Source organism: Streptomyces sp. NPDC059256, from assembly GCF_042753785.1.
Lineage (GTDB): Bacteria > Actinomycetota > Actinomycetes > Streptomycetales > Streptomycetaceae > Streptomyces.
On the sequence record NZ_JBHYZO010000007.1, the window covers coordinates 178,263 to 195,339 of the forward strand.

15 protein-coding genes are annotated in these 17,077 nt (G+C 68.6%); 4 read left to right on the forward strand and 11 right to left on the reverse strand.

Annotated elements, in window-relative coordinates; translation table 11 throughout:
- Nucleotides 1-35: 35 nt before the first annotated feature.
- The 4 genes from ACFXJL_RS18310 to ACFXJL_RS18325 are packed head-to-tail and all read right to left on the reverse strand — an operon-like array spanning nt 36 to nt 3,240.
- Nucleotides 36-392 (reverse strand): cupin domain-containing protein, encoded by a 357-nt coding sequence (locus ACFXJL_RS18310; RefSeq protein ID WP_329012814.1) that lies wholly within the window; start codon nt 390-392, stop codon nt 36-38.
- Nucleotides 389-1,162: an aldolase/citrate lyase family protein gene (locus tag ACFXJL_RS18315; protein ID WP_384693584.1), complete on the reverse strand. Its 774-nt coding sequence runs from the start codon at nt 1,160-1,162 to the stop codon at nt 389-391. Before ACFXJL_RS18315 ends, ACFXJL_RS18310 begins: the two co-directional genes overlap by 4 nt.
- A 28-nt stretch (nt 1,163-1,190) precedes the next feature.
- Nucleotides 1,191-2,354: an amidohydrolase family protein gene (locus ACFXJL_RS18320; protein ID WP_384693587.1), complete on the reverse strand. Its 1,164-nt coding sequence runs from the start codon at nt 2,352-2,354 to the stop codon at nt 1,191-1,193.
- Between the two features lie 25 nt (nt 2,355-2,379).
- Nucleotides 2,380-3,240, reverse strand: coding sequence for a fumarylacetoacetate hydrolase family protein (locus ACFXJL_RS18325; RefSeq protein ID WP_384693590.1), 861 nt, complete (start codon nt 3,238-3,240; stop codon nt 2,380-2,382).
- 521 nt (nt 3,241-3,761) lie between these two features.
- On the opposite strand from ACFXJL_RS18325, the gene ACFXJL_RS18330 reads away from it, so the two are divergent.
- The 4 genes from ACFXJL_RS18330 to ACFXJL_RS18345 all read left to right on the forward strand — a co-directional run bounded on the left by ACFXJL_RS18330 (nt 3,762) and on the right by ACFXJL_RS18345 (nt 7,864).
- Nucleotides 3,762-4,814, forward strand: a complete 1,053-nt coding sequence (locus ACFXJL_RS18330) for a zinc-binding dehydrogenase (protein WP_384693592.1) — start codon at nt 3,762-3,764, stop codon at nt 4,812-4,814.
- Nucleotides 4,811-5,917, forward strand: a complete 1,107-nt coding sequence (locus ACFXJL_RS18335) for a methyltransferase (RefSeq protein ID WP_384693595.1) — start codon at nt 4,811-4,813, stop codon at nt 5,915-5,917. The genes ACFXJL_RS18330 and ACFXJL_RS18335 overlap by 4 nt, the downstream gene beginning before the upstream one ends.
- Entirely contained in the window at nt 5,914-7,317 is a 1,404-nt protein-coding gene (locus tag ACFXJL_RS18340) for an amidohydrolase family protein (RefSeq protein WP_384693598.1), read from the forward strand. Before ACFXJL_RS18335 ends, ACFXJL_RS18340 begins: the two co-directional genes overlap by 4 nt.
- Before the next feature lie 79 nt (nt 7,318-7,396).
- On the forward strand, nt 7,397-7,864 hold the full coding sequence (locus tag ACFXJL_RS18345) for a VOC family protein (protein WP_358878762.1): 468 nt from the start codon (nt 7,397-7,399) through the stop codon (nt 7,862-7,864).
- 288 nt (nt 7,865-8,152) lie between these two features.
- Here ACFXJL_RS18345 and ACFXJL_RS18350 read toward each other — a convergent pair whose 3' ends face one another.
- The 7 genes from ACFXJL_RS18350 to ACFXJL_RS18380 all read right to left on the reverse strand — a co-directional run bounded on the left by ACFXJL_RS18350 (nt 8,153) and on the right by ACFXJL_RS18380 (nt 17,072).
- Complete coding sequence (locus ACFXJL_RS18350) at nt 8,153-8,872, reverse strand: SMI1/KNR4 family protein (RefSeq protein ID WP_384693602.1); 720 nt, start codon at nt 8,870-8,872, stop codon at nt 8,153-8,155.
- A gap of 188 nt (nt 8,873-9,060) precedes the next feature.
- Nucleotides 9,061-9,966: an ABC transporter permease gene (locus tag ACFXJL_RS18355; protein WP_384693945.1), complete on the reverse strand. Its 906-nt coding sequence runs from the start codon at nt 9,964-9,966 to the stop codon at nt 9,061-9,063.
- 5 nt (nt 9,967-9,971) lie between these two features.
- Nucleotides 9,972-11,150, reverse strand: a complete 1,179-nt coding sequence (locus tag ACFXJL_RS18360) for an ABC transporter permease (RefSeq protein WP_384693605.1) — start codon at nt 11,148-11,150, stop codon at nt 9,972-9,974.
- The gene (locus ACFXJL_RS18365; RefSeq protein ID WP_384638841.1) at nt 11,147-12,703 is read right to left on the reverse strand and encodes an ABC transporter ATP-binding protein; all 1,557 of its coding nucleotides are present in this window, start codon (nt 12,701-12,703) and stop codon (nt 11,147-11,149) included. Before ACFXJL_RS18365 ends, ACFXJL_RS18360 begins: the two co-directional genes overlap by 4 nt.
- A gap of 29 nt (nt 12,704-12,732) precedes the next feature.
- Nucleotides 12,733-13,821 (reverse strand): BMP family ABC transporter substrate-binding protein, encoded by a 1,089-nt coding sequence (locus ACFXJL_RS18370; RefSeq protein WP_384693609.1) that lies wholly within the window; start codon nt 13,819-13,821, stop codon nt 12,733-12,735.
- 365 nt (nt 13,822-14,186) lie between these two features.
- Nucleotides 14,187-14,435 (reverse strand): hypothetical protein, encoded by a 249-nt coding sequence (locus ACFXJL_RS18375; protein WP_384693612.1) that lies wholly within the window; start codon nt 14,433-14,435, stop codon nt 14,187-14,189.
- Nucleotides 14,436-15,623: 1,188 nt separating this feature from the next.
- Nucleotides 15,624-17,072 (reverse strand): aldehyde dehydrogenase family protein, encoded by a 1,449-nt coding sequence (locus ACFXJL_RS18380; protein WP_384638833.1) that lies wholly within the window; start codon nt 17,070-17,072, stop codon nt 15,624-15,626.
- Nucleotides 17,073-17,077: the final 5 nt, after the last annotated feature.

A 17,077-nucleotide genomic window follows, 5' to 3' on the forward strand; every position in this document is an offset into this window, starting at 1 on the left:
ACCGTCGTGAGTGTGGCAGGAGATCGCCCCGCAGCTCAGGGCAGCAGGTCGGCCCGTGGCGGGACGAAGAAGTCGATGTTCACACAGGGCGCCTCGGTCGGCTCCACATAGTGCTCGCTACCACGGGGAACGAGCAGGAACGATCCTGGGCGCATGTCGTGTGCGACACCGTCCACGTAGTAGTTCGCCCGCCCCTCGGCGATGTGGACCAACTGGTCGAAGTCCTCGTGCCGGTGTGGGTTGAGTGTCATGCCGACCTCCAGCTCGTGGTGGCAGATCATCACCTCGTCCGTCGCATAGACGCGGCGTCGGACCCCAGGCCGCACCTGGGTCACCGGTAGGTCGTCCCAGTTGACGACGGTGCTGAACAGCGCTGCGTTGCGTGTGCTCACTGATTTCCCTCTCCGGCAGTCGCCCGCAGGCCGGCCGCCAGCATCTGTAGGTCCGAGCCGACCACGAGGTAGCCGGCGTCACCGAGGCCAAGATCCCGGGCGGCTTCCCGCGTGGGCGCCCAACCACCGAACGCCACCGCCGCGGAACGAGCGGCACGGCCCACCCGATCCACCGCTGCGCGCAGGACCGACGGGTCCGCCGGCAGGCCCAGGTCGACCGCGAGATCAGTGCTGCCGACGAAGCACACGTCCACAGGGGCGAGCAGATCCGCCAGCGGGTCGGTGCGCGCCGTCTCGATCTGACCGACGAGCACGGGCGGGTCTTCCTGCTCCGCGCGCAGGAACCCGGCCAGCGGGACCGCACCGAACCGGGCGGTCCTGTTGGCCAGGCTCACCGAGCGGCGGCCGGCCGGAGCGAACCGGGTGGCCGCCATGAGCGCCTCGACCTGGGCGATCCGGGTGAGCATGGAGAGTTGGATGCCGGCCGCCCCGGCCTCCAGGAGCCGGTTGATGGCGGCGGCGTCCACCACGGGCACGCGGACCAGGGCCGGTAGGCCGCAGACATCCGCGTGGCGCACCAGATCGACGGCGTTCTGCTCGGTGAGGGTGGAGTGTTCGAGGTCGACGACCACGAACGCGAATCCGGCCGCCGCGGCGAGTTCCACCACGTCGGGCGACGCCAGTTTGACGAACGTGCCGACCGCGGGGCTCCCCGCTGTCAGAGCTGTTCGCAGTCGGCGCCGCAGCAGATGGACTTCACCGGCGGGCATGGGATTCTCCCCTGGAAGTGCGGGTGGGTCAGGCCGACGGCAGACCGCGCCACGGCACGATGTCGACCTCGGCGCCACCGTGCAGCACCACGGTAGGCTCCAGGCGCGGTGCGACGATCGTGTTGCCGGACGCGTCGGGCAGGGTGACCTCTTCGGTCTCGGTGATGACCGTGACATCGGCCCGCCCGCCGACCTCCAGGCGCCCGTAGCCCTCGGTGTCGAGCCCGAGCAGCTTCGCCGGCGCAACGGTGGCCCGTCGGATGCACTCGTCCAGGGGTGCGCCGAGTGCGACCAGCTTGGAGATGCTCGTGAGCAGGTCGAACACCGGGCCGCGCCAGTTGCGGGCGCTGGTGTCGGAGCTGAGGACATCGGGCAGGAAGCCATCCGCGATCGCCCGGCGCGCGACCTCGAAGCTGAGGTTGCTCTTGCCGTGGGCGGAGTCGAACAGCACACCGCGCTCACGGGCTGCGGCCACGGCGGGCTGTACGCGGTCACCGTCGAGGATCCCGTGCGGCTTGCCGGTGTAGCAGTGCGCCACGATGTCGCCGGGGCGCAGGTAGTCCAGGACGACGGGCAACGGCTCCGAGGTCTCGCCGATGTGCAGCATCAGCGGCAGACCCGCCTGTTCGGCCAGGGACACCGACTTCTTCAGCAACGACTCCCAGTTCTCGCCGACGACGTCCTCGGAGAGACGGATCTTGAAGCCGCGCACGATGTCGGGGTGGGCCTCGGCGGTCGCGAGCGCGTCCTCGGGGACCAGGGTGTCGGGGTTCAGCAGTTCGCCGAACCTGAAGTCGATCAGGCCGAGCACGGAGACATTGAGGAAGTTGACGATGCGCAGCGGGTTGGCCTCGACCACCAGCTTGCGGAAGGCCGCGAACGTCGATGCTCCGGCCGTGCCGGCATCGGCTGCGGCGACCACGCCGCGGCGCAGATGGGCTTCCTCGGCCGGGGCGCCGACGGCGGAGACGTACTGGAATATGTGGGTGTGGCCCTCGACGAGGCCGGGCAGCACGGTGGACCCGGTGACGTCGATCGTGCGGGCTGCGTTGGCTGCCAGTCCCTCGCCGATCGCGGCGATGCGGTCACCGGTGACCGCCACGTCGAGCCGGGCGTTCGTGGCCGATGCCGGGTCGATGACGGTGCCGCCGGACAGGACGAGGTCGTAGGACGGCACGGAGGAGATGGACATCGGTGTGGTCTCCAAGGTGAGGGGGTCAGCTGGCCGGTGCGGTCAGCCGGTGGTCGCGCGGTGAGGCGTCCGAAGGACGCACGATGCGGGTGACGAGGGGCAGTACGCCGTCCACCTCGACTCGTACCTCGTCGCCGTCGGCGAGGAAGCACGCGCGGTCCTGGCCGGTGCCGGCCGGGGTACCGGTGAGGACGACATCGCCCGGTTCGAGGGCGGCGAACCAGGAGAGCCTGCTGAGCAGGTCGGGGACCGGGAAGATCATCCCGGCGCTGGTGTCGTCCTGGAGGAGCTTGCCGTTGACCCGGGTCCGTACGCGGATCGCGTCGCGGTCGGCGAGGTCGTCGGGAGTGCACAGTGATGGTCCGAGCGGTGTGAATCCCGGATAGCTCTTGGCGAGGGCCGGGGTGCCCGTGGTGCGCATGACATCGCGCGCCGTCATGTCATTGGCGGCGGTGATGGCGGCGATCGCGGGCCAGACCTCCGACTCGGTCGCCCGGTACAGCCGGCGGCCGACGACGATCGCGATCTCGCCCTCGTAGTCGGGTTCGGTCACGGACTCCGGGATCACCACCTGAGCACCGGGGGCAGAGGCACCGGACGACGCGGCCAGGTAGAGGATCGGCTGCTCGGGCAACCCACGGCCGGTCCGGGCCGCCTTCGACCGGTAGTTGAGCCCGACACCCCACACCGCGCGGGGTCGACCCAACGGCGCCGTGAGCGTTGCCTCGTCGAGTGGGATGCGCCTGAGTACGGCGCAGGAAGTCAGGCACTGGAGCGAGCCCTCTTGTTCAAGGACCGCGCCGACGTGTGGAAAAGCAGTGTCCAGCAGGGCCAGAGACCCGTCCTCGATCCGGCCAAGGCCGGCCAGTGTCGTCACTACTTGCATGGCGAGCATCTTTCAATGCGAGATGGCATCATGTCAAGCGATACGACAGCCCGGGCCGGTAGGCGCAAACACCCCGCCCGCAGACGAGGTGGATGGAGTGTCGGAGGGCCGGTGTTCCGCCGCTTCAGCAGGCCGTACGGCGCGCGCCGGGGCTGCCGACGACAGTGAACGGGCGAGGGCGCCATGGATGGGTGGTGGTCGATGGGAGCGACGCACTTCACGGCGAGGCGGCGCAGTCGTCGTCTCACACCGACGCGGCGCACCACCGTCGTCATCGGCATCACGGTCCGGGCGGTGACGGTCGGCACACACCTCGCCGTCTCGCCGAGTTCGAGGTGATTTGGACGGGGTCATTGACAACCCTCGACGGGCATCAATAACGTTCGGGCCGACCCGATGGGTGGGCAACAAACCGATCGGGGGAGCGCATATCAGCGCTTCTTGGAGACCGTTGCATGCCGACCAGGCGTGCAACGAGCTGGCCGGCGACCCAAGTCCCACAGCCAGCGGAGGTCTCTCGGATGAAGGTCGTACTCCATCGAACACACGGCGGTCCTGATGTGCTCCAGGTCGCCGATGTACCAGTGCCCGAACCAGGACCGGACGAGGTGCTCGTCCGAGTCGAAGCCTGCGGCCTCAACCACCTCGACGTGCTGCAACGTCGTGGTCCCGGGCTGATTCCGGGCTTCACACTACCGCACGTGGCCGGCATGGACATCGCGGGCACCGTCGCGTCGGTGGGCCCGGCGGGCAGCGGACGGGCGGGCAGCACAACCGCGTTCGCCGAAGGGGCACGGGTCGTCGTGAATCCGGCCGTGCCGTGCGATCAGTGCGCGAGCTGCGCCGCCGGGGCCGACGGCAGATGCCCGACCACGGGTGTCATCGGTGCCACGCTGGCCGGCGGCTATGCCGAGTACGTCCTCGTGCCGGCGGCCAATGTGCACCACGTCCCGGACAAGGTCGACCTCGCCGACGCGGCCGTCGTGCCGACGATCTGGATGACGGCCTGGCACGCACTCATCGAGATCGGCAAGGTCCGCCTCGGCGAGACGGCACTGATCCACGCCGCGGGCAGCGGCGTCAGCACCGCATTGATCCAGTTGGCCAAGGCCAGTGGTGCCCGCGTGGTCACGACGGTCAGCACGGACGCGAAGGTCGAGTACGCATACGGCCTGGGCGCCGACCTCGTGGTCAACTCGACGACCGGCGACGTCGTTGCGGCCGTGCGCGAGTTCACCGACGGCCGGGGCGCCGACCTCGTGCTCGATCACGTCGGCCCCGCCACCTGGAACACCGGCCTGTACAGCCTCGCGCCGCGCGGGCGACTGGTGTTCTTCGGCAACACAACAGGGAACCGGGCCGAGTTCGACCTCGTGTACGCGTACCACTTCGGCCTGCAACTGCTCGGCTCGGACCCGTACGACCGCCGTGAGTTCGCCACGATGCTCGACGCCTACTGGGACTCGACGTTCCGGACGCCGATCGACAGCGAGTTCCCGCTGGTCGAGGCCGCGGCGGCGCAGGAACGGATGGAATCACGGCTGGCCACCGGCAAGATCGTGCTGCGCCCATGAATGCGGCGACCGCTCCGGTCAGTCCGGCGCCGGTGTGGGATGTCATCAACGGCTTCACGTCCTACTGGGCGCTCTCGGCCGCGCTCGACCTCGGTGTGTTCGACGCCCTCGCCAAGGAAGCCGATACAGGGACCGGACTGGACGCCGCACAACTGGCAGCCGCGATCGGCGCGGTGGGGCCTGGCCCGGTGACCGTACTGGCGGAAACCCTCGTCGCGCTCGACCTGCTCACCGCCGTCGAAGACCGCTTCCACCTCACACCCACGGCCGAACGCTTTCTGGTGTCAACGGCGCCTGCCTCGATGGCCGCACTGGTTCGGTACTCGCCCGGTCCGCCGAATGCCTGGCCCGGCCTCGCCGACACCGTCCGTACCGGCGCACCCGAGCCGACCGTGACAGCCGATCTGATCGAGCTGTACCCGGCACTCGTACGCGCGACCGGCCCAACCCAGGCCGGCGTCGCGAAGGCCGTTGCCGTCGAGTTGGAGCGTCGCGGTTGGTGGCCGGAGCAACCGACGGTCGTCGACCTCGGCTGCGGCTCGGGGGCTTGGCTGACCGGGTTGCTGCAATCCCGGCCCAACGGCCAGGTGATCGCCGTCGATCTGCCGAACGTGCTGCCGATCGCCGAGCAGGCGGCGACGGACATCGGTATGCGTGACCAGGTGATCGCCGTTGCCGGCGACTACCTCGACGTCACACTCCCGGTCGCCGCGGCCGACGTCGTCGTCCTGGCACATGTACTGCGGGCCGAACCGACCGATCGGGCCCAGCAACTACTGGCCCGTGCAGTCGAGTTGGCCGGCGCGGACGGTGTCGTCGTGGTCGTCGACTACACGCGTCCCGACCCGGTCCGAAACGGCATCGGCGAGGACGGCGAAGACGGTGGGGGCGGCGAAGACCGCAGCGCCGTCTACGGCGCCGCGCGCCACGAACTGCTCCTGTCACTGACGATGCTGGCCTCGACAGCGGGGCTCGGTGTCACGGTCGCGGACCTGCGCTCTTGGGCCGAAGCGGCCGGAGCCGAGTTGGTCGACTCGTTCGAACCGGTGCCGCGCCAGCATGTCCGCCTCATCCGCTCCCGCACCCCGGAGGCCACCTCATGAATCCTTCGAACTCCACGGCACCCGCCGACACCCTGATCGTCAACACCCTCGTCGTGACGATGGATGACTCCCGCCGTGTGATCAGCGACGGCGCGGTGGCCATCCGGGGCGACGTGATCGTGGCCGTCGGCAAGACCGACGATGTGACCGCCCAGTGGCACAGCGACAACGTCATCGCAGGCGAGCGGTTCGTCGTCACCCCTGGCCTGATCAACACCCATGTGCACATCACCGGTGAACCTCTCACGCGTGGCTTCGTCCCGGACGACACCCCGTTCCTGGAGAACGTCTTCGAGTGGCTCACGCCGATCCACACGCACTACACCGAGGAGGACGAGCACATCTCGGCGCAGCTCGCGGCGCTGGAGATGCTCAAGAGCGGTACGACCGCGTTCCTCGAAGCGGGCACGATCCGGTTCATCGACCCGGTCGTCGAGGCACTCACCGAGATCGGCATCCGCGCACGCGTGGGACCGTGGGCGTGGGACCTCGTGCCTGAGCCTGAGGTGCTGCGCATGACGACCGCGCAGGCGATCTCGCGCCTGAACGACACGATGGAAAAGTACGGGTCGGTCGCCAACGGTCGCATCCAGGCATGGCCGATCATCATCGGCCACACCTGCTGTAGCGACGAGCTGTGGCGGGCCGCGAAGGGACTGTCGATCGAGTACGGCACCGGGTTCAGTGCCCATATGTCGCCGGCGGCAATGGATCCCGAAGGCTTCCTCGCGGCCTTCGGGCAGCGGCCGATGGTGCACCTCGACGAGATCGGCGTACTGGGCCGGAACGCGATCCTGACCCACGCCGTCCACGTCGACGACGAGGAGGTGGCACTGCTCGCCAGTACCGGGACGAGTATTTCGCACTGCCCGACCACGGCGCTCAAGGTGTCCTACGGCGTCACCCAGATCGGCAAGTTCCCCGAGATGGTGGCCGCCGGTGTGAACGTGGCGATCGGCACCGACGGCAACAACGCCTCGAACTACCACGATCTGATGCGCGCCACCTATCTGGTCGCCGGCCTGTTCAAGGACGCCCGGCGGGATGCCACCATCTTCCCGGCCGAGGACGCGTTCGCGATGGCCACCCGCAACGGCGCCCGCGGGCTCCAGGCCGAGCACGAGATCGGGTCGATCGAGACGGGCAAGAAGGCCGACCTGGTACTGCACGACACCAATCGGCCGGAGTGGCGGCCACTGCACAACGTGGCCAACCAACTCGTGTGGTCGGCCGATGGGCGGGGCGTGCACACGGTGTTCGTCGACGGGCAACGCGTCGTCGACAACTACCGCTGCACCACGATCGACGAGGACGACCTGCTGCGCCGCGCCCAGACCGCCGGTGAAGGCATCGTGGCCCGCTCCGGGCTGCCCAACCGCGCCAAGTGGCCCACCATCTGACCCCACGCCCCACGCGTCGCGGTCTGGCCGAACCAAGCGCACGCAGCGTACTGAACACACGAACAAGGAGAGCCGAACCATGGCAGAACTGACCGAACCCCGCTGGACCCACGTCGCCATTCCGGTCAGCGACCTGGATCAGTCGATCGAGTTCTACGAGCGCATCACCCCGCTGGTCCTGGTCACCAAGAACGACGACAGCAACGGCCGCAGCGCCTGGCTGTCGAACAAGGGCCAGGTCGACTCGCCGTTGGTCCTGGTCCTGGCCGAGTTCATCCCCGAGGTCGGGGCACGCTTCGGCATCGAGCCGGGCAAGAAGATCCCCACCCTTGCGCCGTTCGCGCACATCGGTATCGAACTGCCCAACCGTGCGGACGTCGACGAGGTCGCGGCCAAGGCGCGCGAGACGGGCAACCTCCGATGGGAGCCGGTGGAGATGGCCGCCCACATCGGGTACATCTGCGCCGTGAACGACCCCGACGGCAACACCATCGAGTTCTCGCACAACCAGAAGGTGTTCTCGACCATCCAGGAGCTCTGGGGCTGACACCGGAGCCGACCACACGCTCCTTCGATCGACCCGTCGATCGTCGGCGGTGACGTCGGGACCATTGGACGGGCGCCGGCAGATGGTCGCCGGCGCCCGGTTCGCTGTGACCGGCTGCCGATCGCCGCGACCTGGTCGATCGGGAACCTGCCGTCGGCACAGCCTCGTGCACGACGCAGGAAACTACGTCATGTCGTCGTCGTGTCGTCGTGTCGTCGTGTCGTTGCGTTGTGTAGCTCGGCGGGTGCCATCGCACCGTGAAGCCATGACGTTTCGCCCCCGCAGGTCTCAGGACCAGCGGGGGCGCTCTTGCATGGCCGGCGCAGCCGCGATCTCCGCGAACCGTGCCGGCGCGGCGTTCTCCGCACGGACCTCCCATGCGATGCAGGTCCTGCCCGACGAGTGTTCGAACGTGATGGGCCAGTGGTACGAGAACGCAGTGCCCGTCTCCAGCGCATCCGCCACGGCCCCGACGAACTCGCTCAGGTTTGTGCCCCAGACAGTGCCCTCCAGGTCGCCGGAGCCGATACCCATCTCAAGCACCTGTCCGTATGTGGCCCCGGGCCGATGGTCGACGAACGCGACGCCTCCGTCATTGGGCAGGGCGAAGGGCACGCACTGGTGCAGATGACCGGCAGGGTCCTCGTCGTCCTCTTCCCACAGCTCGGACTCGATGTTGTCCTCGCCGACCTCCACAAGAATCTTGTGCATCGATGCGATGTCGGTGGTGGAGATGAGCCGATGGCCCAGTGGCAGAATGCCTCCCGCCGGGAAGACTCCTCGTTCGGGTCCGCTGTTCGGCTCCGGCTCGGCCACTCCGTTCCGTCGCTCCAGCAACCTCCGGAGTTGAGGGTGGAGGGCGAAGCCCAGCCGCTCCTCCAACTCGGCGATCTCCCCGGCCGTTGCCGGTGCTCGAAGCGCGGCGTGATCCGCAGGCGACTGCGAGGCGAGCCATGCTTCCAGTCGCCCCCATGCCCGATCGAATGCAACAAGATCCTCAGCTGTCATGGGCGGAGGATAGACGGCGGGTCTGACAGAGGAGATTGCCGAATGAGGCGGGCAGCCTTTGGCGACGGGCTTCCAGACCCGGGCGGTCGTCACCCCGCACGGTCCACCGCGGCACTGCCCGTACCGGACGAGAACGCCGACTCCGCACACTCGCGGAGTCGGCGTCCAACGTTGTGGAATGCGCAACCTCAGGTCGATCCTCGTTGGAAGGGCCGGCCGAGCGCGGCGGGTTCCCTGTGTTTGGTGGTGAACAACAGCATGGCGAGGAGCGCCAGCAGATACGGTGCTGCGACGAGGAGTTGGGAGTTCATGGTGACACCGAGCGCGGGCAGCGCCAGGCGCATGGCGTCGGAGAGTCCGAACACCAGGCAGCCGATCAGGGTACGGCCGAGCCGCCACGCTCCGAAGATCACCGCGGCGATGACGATGTATCCGCGGCCGGCGGTCATGTTCTGGTTGAACGATCCGACCTCGCCGACCGCGAGGTAGGCGCCGCCGAGACCGGCCAGTGCGCCGCACCACAACAGGGCCTGTCGGCGTCGTACGTTGACCTTGATGCCCGCGACATCGGCGGCCTGGGGGTTCTCCCCCACCGCTCGTAGTTCCAGGCCCCAGCGGCTGCGCGCCACCAGCCACCAGGTCAGCGGCACCAGCAGGATCAGCAGGTAGGCGGGCCAGCGGCCGGAGAACAGCGGTTGACCGATCAGGGGGATGTCCTGGAGCACCGGGATCGACAACATCCCGACCTGGTGCGAGGCGAACTGCTCCGTGGTGATCAGGTAACTCGTCAGCCCGAGCACCAGCGCGTTCAGCACCAGGCCGACGACGAAGGTGTTGATCTGCGCCCGATGGGAGAGGTTGCCGTGCACGAAGCCGAGGACGAGGCCGGTCAGCACACCGGCGGCGAGGCCGATGGTGGCGCTGCCGGTCGCACTCGCGGTCGCGATCGAGGTGAACGCGGCGCCGAGCATCATCGCCTCGACGGAGATGTTCATCGCTCCGGCGCGCTGGGCCACGTACTCGCCACAGGCGGCGAACGCCAGCGGCACGGTCAGCCGGACACCGCTCGACAGAATGGTCGTGGTGCTGTCCATAACGCTCACGTGACAGCCTCCATCTTGGTCGGGACAACGGGCAGGGGAGACGGCGTCGACGGCGTGCCACTGCGACGCCTGCGGAAGAGGTCGACGAGGATGGGCGGCGCGACGAATGCGAGGACGAGCAACGCCTTGACGATGTCGATGAGGTAGTACGGCACCCCGGTGGCCGAGAGGAAGTCGCCGCCCGCACGCAGCACGGCGAACCCGAACGCCACCGGGATCGCGATCAGGGGGCGGTTGCGCGCGACCAGCGCGACGAGCAGACCGTCCCAGCCGACGTTGTCCGAGAGCCCGGGCTGGAGCCGGTTGGGGCTGACCGGGCTGGCCAACAGCAGTCCTCCGGCCAGTCCGGCGAAGGCGCCCGACAGCGCCAGGGTGAAGCCGCCGAGTGCGGCCACCCGGACACCGGTGTGTTTGGCGGCCAGCGGGTTCAATCCGACCATGCGCACCCGAAAGCCCCACCGGCTGCGACTCAGGACGAGCCCGACACCGACCGCGGCGACGAGCGCGATGAACAGTCCCGCGTTCAGCTGGAGCGACGGGTACTGGCCGAAGTGGGCGAGCAGGGCGCTCGCCGGCAGGGGGTTGGACTGCGCGTCGGCGATACCGGAGGATCCCTGTGCGCTCTCCTGTAGCCATGGGCTGCTGACCGCGAACGTCACGAGTTGGATGGCGAGGAACGTCATCAGCAGCGTGCTCACCACAACATTGACACCGCGGAAGCGGGACATGAGAGCGCTGAGCGCTGCCCACAGACCACCACCGACCGCCGCCGCGGCCATCACCACGACGACCATCGTCGGGCCGGGCAGCGCCAGCCGCAGCCCGACCCAGGCTCCGAACAGGCCGCCGACGAGTACCTGGCCCTCCTGTCCGATGTTGAACGAACCAGCGGACGCACAGATGCACGCACCGATCGCCACCAGGAGCAGCGGCGCGGCGTTGAGCAGCGTCGTCGTCCAGCCGGTGGTGGTGGCCAGGCTCCCGGTCCATATCGCCGACAGCGAAGCACTCGGCGAGGCTCCGGTCAGCGTGAGCAGCAGCGCGGACACGCCCAGTGCGACGGCCACGAGCCCGAAGGTCACGCCTGCCGTCAGCCAGCCGTCGCGCCCCGGTCGGAGCCGGGCCAAAAAGCGCCGACCGAGGTCGTCCGGATCCATCAGCGAGGGGGCACTCATGCGGCCTCACCGCCCACGAGCATGCCGAGCCGCTCGGGAGTCGCCTCGGAGACGGGGAGTGCTCCGGTGATCCGTCCTGAAGAGATCACTGCGATCCAGGTTGCAAGGGCCATGACTTCCTCAAGTTCGGTGGAGATGAGCAGCACCCCGACGCCCTCGGTAGCGGCCCTGCGCAGTCGGGAGTACATGTCCTCGATGGCACCGACGTCCAATCCATGGGTGGGCTGCGCGGCCACCAGTACCCGGGTGTGACCGGACAGCTCCCGGGCGAGTACGACCCGCTGCTGGTTGCCGCCGGAAAGGCTGCGCACGGGTGCGTCGAGCGACGGTGTGACGATGTTGAACTCGTCCGCGAGGTGTCGGGCGCGGGCGAGCATCGCGCGGCGCCGCACGAGGAACCGACCGCTGACCTTGTCCAGTGACTTCATCGTCAGGTTCTCGGCGATGCTCATGTCGAGGACGACACCGCTGCGGTGCCGGTCTTCCGGCACGATGCCGAGACCGGCCTTGGACAGCGCCCCGGGGAGGCTTACGTCGACCCGGCTCCCGGCGATCTCGATGGTGCCGTCGGTCGGCACGACCAGCCCGGCGAGGACATCGCCGAGCATCGTCTGACCGTTGCCCTCGACTCCGTAGAGGGCCACGATCTCGCCCGCGCCCACGGTCAGATCGACCTCGTCGAGAACCGTGACCCCGCCTTGTACGACGGTGAGTTCGGCGAGGCGCAGCACGGTCTCCTGCCGTCCCTGCCCCTCGCCCCCGGCGGTGCCTGCGTTCTGTACGGGCAGTAGGCCGAGGGCTGCGCCTTCCTCGCCGAGAGACACCTCACGGCCCACCATCTGCTGGGCGAGCAGTTGTGGGGTGGTCTCTGCCGTGACGGCCCGGAAGGCGACACGGCCCTTGCGCAGGACCGTCACCCGATCCGTCGCCTGGGCGATCTCGGCGAGCTTGTGGCTGATGAGGATGACGGCTCGCCCCTCCTCCTGCACCACACGGCCGAGCACGGCGAACAGTTCCTGCGATTCGGCCTGGGTCAGTACCGAGGTGGGCTCGTCGAGGATCAGGATCTGGGGGTTGCGCCGCAGACACTTGACCACCTCGACCCGCTGGCGCTCTCCGGCCGAGAGTTCCTCGACGCGTGCCTCGGGGTCGATCGGCAGTCCGTAGCGGGCGGAGACATCGGCGATGTCGGAGCAGATGGCCTGCTTGTTCACCTTGCCGGTGTCGCCGAGCGCCACGTTCTCCCACACGGTCAGCCCGTTGATGAGGCTGAAGTGCTGGTGCACCATGCCGATGCCCAGTTCGGCTGCCTCCTGTGGGCTGTCCAGCGCGACCTCGTCGCCGCGCACCAGGACGGTACCGGCGTCGCGCCGGACCAGCCCGAGCAGGACCTTCATGAGGCTGGACTTGCCCGCCCCGTTCTCACCCAGGAGTCCGTGGATCTCGCCGGCGTCGACCCTGAGGTCCACGGCGTCGCAGGCCGTGACGGATCCGTAGGACTTGGTGATGCCGCGCAGTTCGAGAATCGGAACCGCAGAGGTCGTCGGTGTCATTGCTGATCTTCCTCGTGGGTGTCGGCACGTCAGCCGAGTCGCTTGACCTCGGCCGCCGCGTCGATCTCCTTGCTGCCGATCTTCTTCATGAACTGCGACAGCTGCTGGTCCTCATCGCCCTGGCCGTTGCAGATCTTCACGGTGGGATAGGGGTCGACACCCAACTGCCATACGCGCGTCGTGCCCATCTTCAAGTTGCCCTTGTCGAACTCCTCCAGGGCGGCACGGAAGTAGTCGCCCGGGCTGAACAGCACCGAGATGTCGAACTTCGGGCTCGTCGAGGCGCACCGGTCGGTGCCGGGGGTCAGGGTCAGTGCGCCGCTTGCGTTCGCCAGCTTCGCCGCAGCGTCGGTCGCGCCGCCGAGATAGGGGTATATGACCTTGACGCCCTGGCTGATCTGCGCCTGGGTGGCCTCCTTGGCCTTGGCCGAGTCGTTGAAGTCGCCGGTGTAGGTGGTCGTGAGGGTGGCCTTCGGCACGATTTCCCGGATTCCGGCCAGGAAGGCGGTGGAGGCGGCGACGCTGTAGTCGGCCTTGATGCCGGTGATGAACCCTGCCTTGGTGTGGCCGGCCGCCTTCATCTTCAGCCCCGCCGCGTAGCCGGCGACGAGCATGGACTGGTTGGGGTCGTCGGTGGACAGCACGATCTTCGGGGTCTGGTCGATGTTGGCCTGCATCGGCACGTACCAGGCGGACTTGCCGCAGACCGGCTCCTCCGATGCGGGGATGGCCGTCTTGAGCTCACTCGCACCGATCGCTACCAGGTCGACGTTCTGTTGGCACAGCGCCCGTGCCGCGGTGAGCGCGTCGCTCGGGGGCACACTGCCGCGCTTGATGACCGTCCAGCCCTTCTCCTTGGCGAAGGCGTCGGCCGAGTCGACGAAGCTCTGGTAGTAGCCCTTGTCGTTGATGTCGCCGGGGCTGAGGACGCCGATGACGACTTTGCCGTCCCCGTTCACATCGGGCTGCTTGCCGCCGGATGCGCTGTTGCCCTTCGCCGCGGGGGTGGTCTTGGGTGCCGTCGCGTCGTTGCTGGCGCATCCGGACAGTGCGATGGCTCCTGCGAGGGCGAGGCCGGCCGCGGCCCCACGACGCCAGAGCATGCTGTGTGTAGTCATGTGCGTGGTTCCATTCGCTGGGTGGAACCGCCCCGTCGAGGCGGTCGTGGCGGCGGGGGGTGACGATCAGTTGGCGGGTTCTGCGCTTCGTTCGAGTGCGGCGCAGGAGGTATGCATCCGGTGGAAGAGGGGCTCTTCACCGGGCTGTTTCAGCGGTCGCTTCTACGGTCATTTCTGCGGTCGTTTCTGAGAACGACGAACCACGGGGATCCATCTGTCCGGCCGCTCGGGCCAGAGGGCGTCGACACGGCTGGGGCGGGCCTGATGGGGTCGTCGGTGGTGGTGCGGATGGCTTCGGCGCGCACGATGTGTACGCCGGGCAGCGGTTGTTGTGGTCGCGGCCGATCACCTCGTATGGACGGCACTCAGCGGAACGGGCCTTTCGGCAGCGGTGGTAATTCGCCAGCCGCGGCCTTGATGTACTCGGCGATCTCTGCGGTGGTGACGTTCACAACGGACTCACCGGCGCGTTCGGTGTTGCGCCGGGCGTCCTCCAGCGCCGGACGGTGATGCCGGTGGGCGCCAGGGGTGACGAGGTCGCGCGATCCGCTGATCGCTTCTGGGACGTCCTGCGGGAACACCGCCTCGGGCCCGCCGAAATCGGTCTGCGCCATGGTTTGCACCGGGCAGCCTCCTCACCCATACCATCTCGCATTGCGAGGTGGTGGAACGTATTGCGAGGTACTCTGCCGCCGCCGCACGGTGGTGTCAACGCTCCTGCACCACATCTTCTTTTCGTCGGCTCCTCACCTGCTCACAAAGCGACAGGCCAGGTGGCAGTAGGGCGAAAGCCGGTGGAGAGGTGGGCGGCAGCGGGGTGCGCGGAGTCGCGACGGAGAGCGAAATGCCGGTTCCGTGCCTGAGCTGCAAGCCCTGGCGAGAGTGCCGGTCCGCTGCTCGGCCAGGGGCGGCTCGGAAGCAGCGCGCAGCAGCTGGTCGGCGGCGAGGGGGCCCACGGGAGGCGTGTGAGCACCGGGGGCGGTTCCGCGCGGTGGCGACAGGCGAGTCTCCGTGGGGGAATGCCGGGATGCCCTTGATCCTGTGCATCCTGAAGCCCACCGGTCATGGTGCGGAGTGTGGTTCGAAGATGCTCTGCCAACGGTCCCGCCCGGCCGGCCAGGAGCGCAGAGCCGACATCGGCTCCGGACTGCCGCCGAATCGGCCCGCGGTGCGTGGCCACGTACGCCCCACGCAGCCCGCAGGGGAGGCAGTTGCCCGAGCCGGACAACATCGATGAGCCGCAACCCGCACTGGGGACGAGTCGGTTGGGGGACGAGTCGTCTCGGAGAGGGATGGAGCCATCCCATGGGCGAGTAGGCGTAGAGACAGAAGGCACTCTTCGAGGTCGCCCAGGTGTGGCCACCGAGGGACTCATCGCCCGTCAGCAGGCGCAACCGGTTCGGTACATGGGCGAACTCGACGTCGCCGGGAACCGCCGGTCACACCGTGCGCCTCTCCTCCTGCACGGGGTGCCCGGTCCGGCACGATGGCCCTGGGCCGAGGGCAAGCAGGAATCCTCGTCGTGCGGTACGGCACCGGCCGGCGGTCGTTGCCGTCGATCCCCACCCCCGCGGCCGGCGCACCCGCTGTCCGGACCACAACCCGATGACAAGGCCGACCGTTGTGTACGGCGAGGGCCCGGGTCGGCCGACGGTAGACAGAGGTGTACGGAACTCACAACCGTGCGCTCGACACCGCAGCGCACGCCCACGAGTCACTCCCGCCGCGCTCCAACGGATGCGTGGTCCGGACCCGCCCCTCCAGGGCCTGTCCGGACCACGCTCCGACGGTGGTGTCCGGTCTCAGCGGTCCAGCAGTCGGATGGCCACGCCCTTCTCCTGGGTGTATTCACGCAGCGCCGCGTATCCTCCGCCCCGGCTGAAGCCGCTGTCCTTCTGCATGTTGAACGGAAAGCCGATCACTCCCGCGTCGTGGAACTGGTTGACGGCCACCTGTCCGGAGCGGACCTCCTTCGCCAGCCGCAGCGCCCGCGACACATCGTTGGTCCAGATGCAGGCCAACAGGCCGAAGTCGGTGGCGTTCATCAATGCGGTCGCCTCGGCGGTGTCACGGAACGACTGCACGGCGAGAACCGGGCCGAAGACTTCCTCACGGGCGATGCGCATCCCCCCTTCCACCTGGTCGAACACGGTCGGCCGGACGAACCACCCCTCGTCGGCGGGTTCACCACCGGTGACCAGCCGAGCCCCCTCGCGAGGCGCCTGGGCAAGGAAATCGCTGACGCGGTCGAACTGAGTGGCACTGACCAACGGGCCCATGTCCAGGTCGGCTTCCCAGGGCCCGGTCCTGACCTTGGCCATGGCGGCGGCGACCCGCTCCACGACCTCGTCATGCACCGATGCCTCCACGAGCAGTCGGGATCCGGCGTAGCAGTTCTGTCCCGCGTTCTCGGTGATGGAGGTGACGATCGCCGGGATCGCCGTGTCCAGGTCCGCGTCGGCGAAGAGGACGTTCGGCGACTTGCCGCCGAGCTCCAGCTTCACCGGCACGAGGTTCTGTGCCGCAGCCGCCATGATCGCCCGCCCGATGGCGGTGGAGCCGACGAAGCTGATGTGGTCGACGCCCGAGTGCGAGGTGAGTGCGACGCCCGCCTCGGGGCCGAGGCCCGCCACAACGTTGATCACTCCCGGTGGGAAGCCGGCGCGGCGCGCGAGTTCGACGAGTGCGAACGGGGCCAGCGGCGCGATCTCGGACGGCTTGAGGACGACGGTGTTGCCCGCGGCGAGCGCCGGCGCGACGTTCGCGGCGGTGAGCACGGCCGGAACGTTCCACGGGATGACGATCGCGCACACGCCGTACGGCTCGGGAATCGTGTAGCCCAGGTAGTCGGGACTGCGGGTGGGCAGTGTGACTCCGGTGAGCTTGTCGGCCGCGCCGGCGAAGTAGTCGATGATGCCGTGGGCGATGTAGATGTTCGTCCGGCCCCCGGACAGTGGTTTGCCCACGTCCTGTGCCTCGATGGACGCGAGCGCTTCGACCTCGGCGATGATCAGGTCGGCCCAGCGTCTCAGCAGCGCCCCGCGCTCGCTCGGATTGGTCGCAGCCCAGGCAGGGAAGGCGCGGCGCGCCGCGGTGACCGCGTCGTCGACGTCGGCGCCGCCCGCCCGGGCGACCTCGGTGATCACCTGTTGGGTGGCCGGGTCGAGGACGTCCAGTGTGCCGCCGTCGCGGGCCGCAACCCACTCGCCGTCGATGAAGTGTTGGGAAGGAGGGAAGTCAACAGCCGCCATGGGGG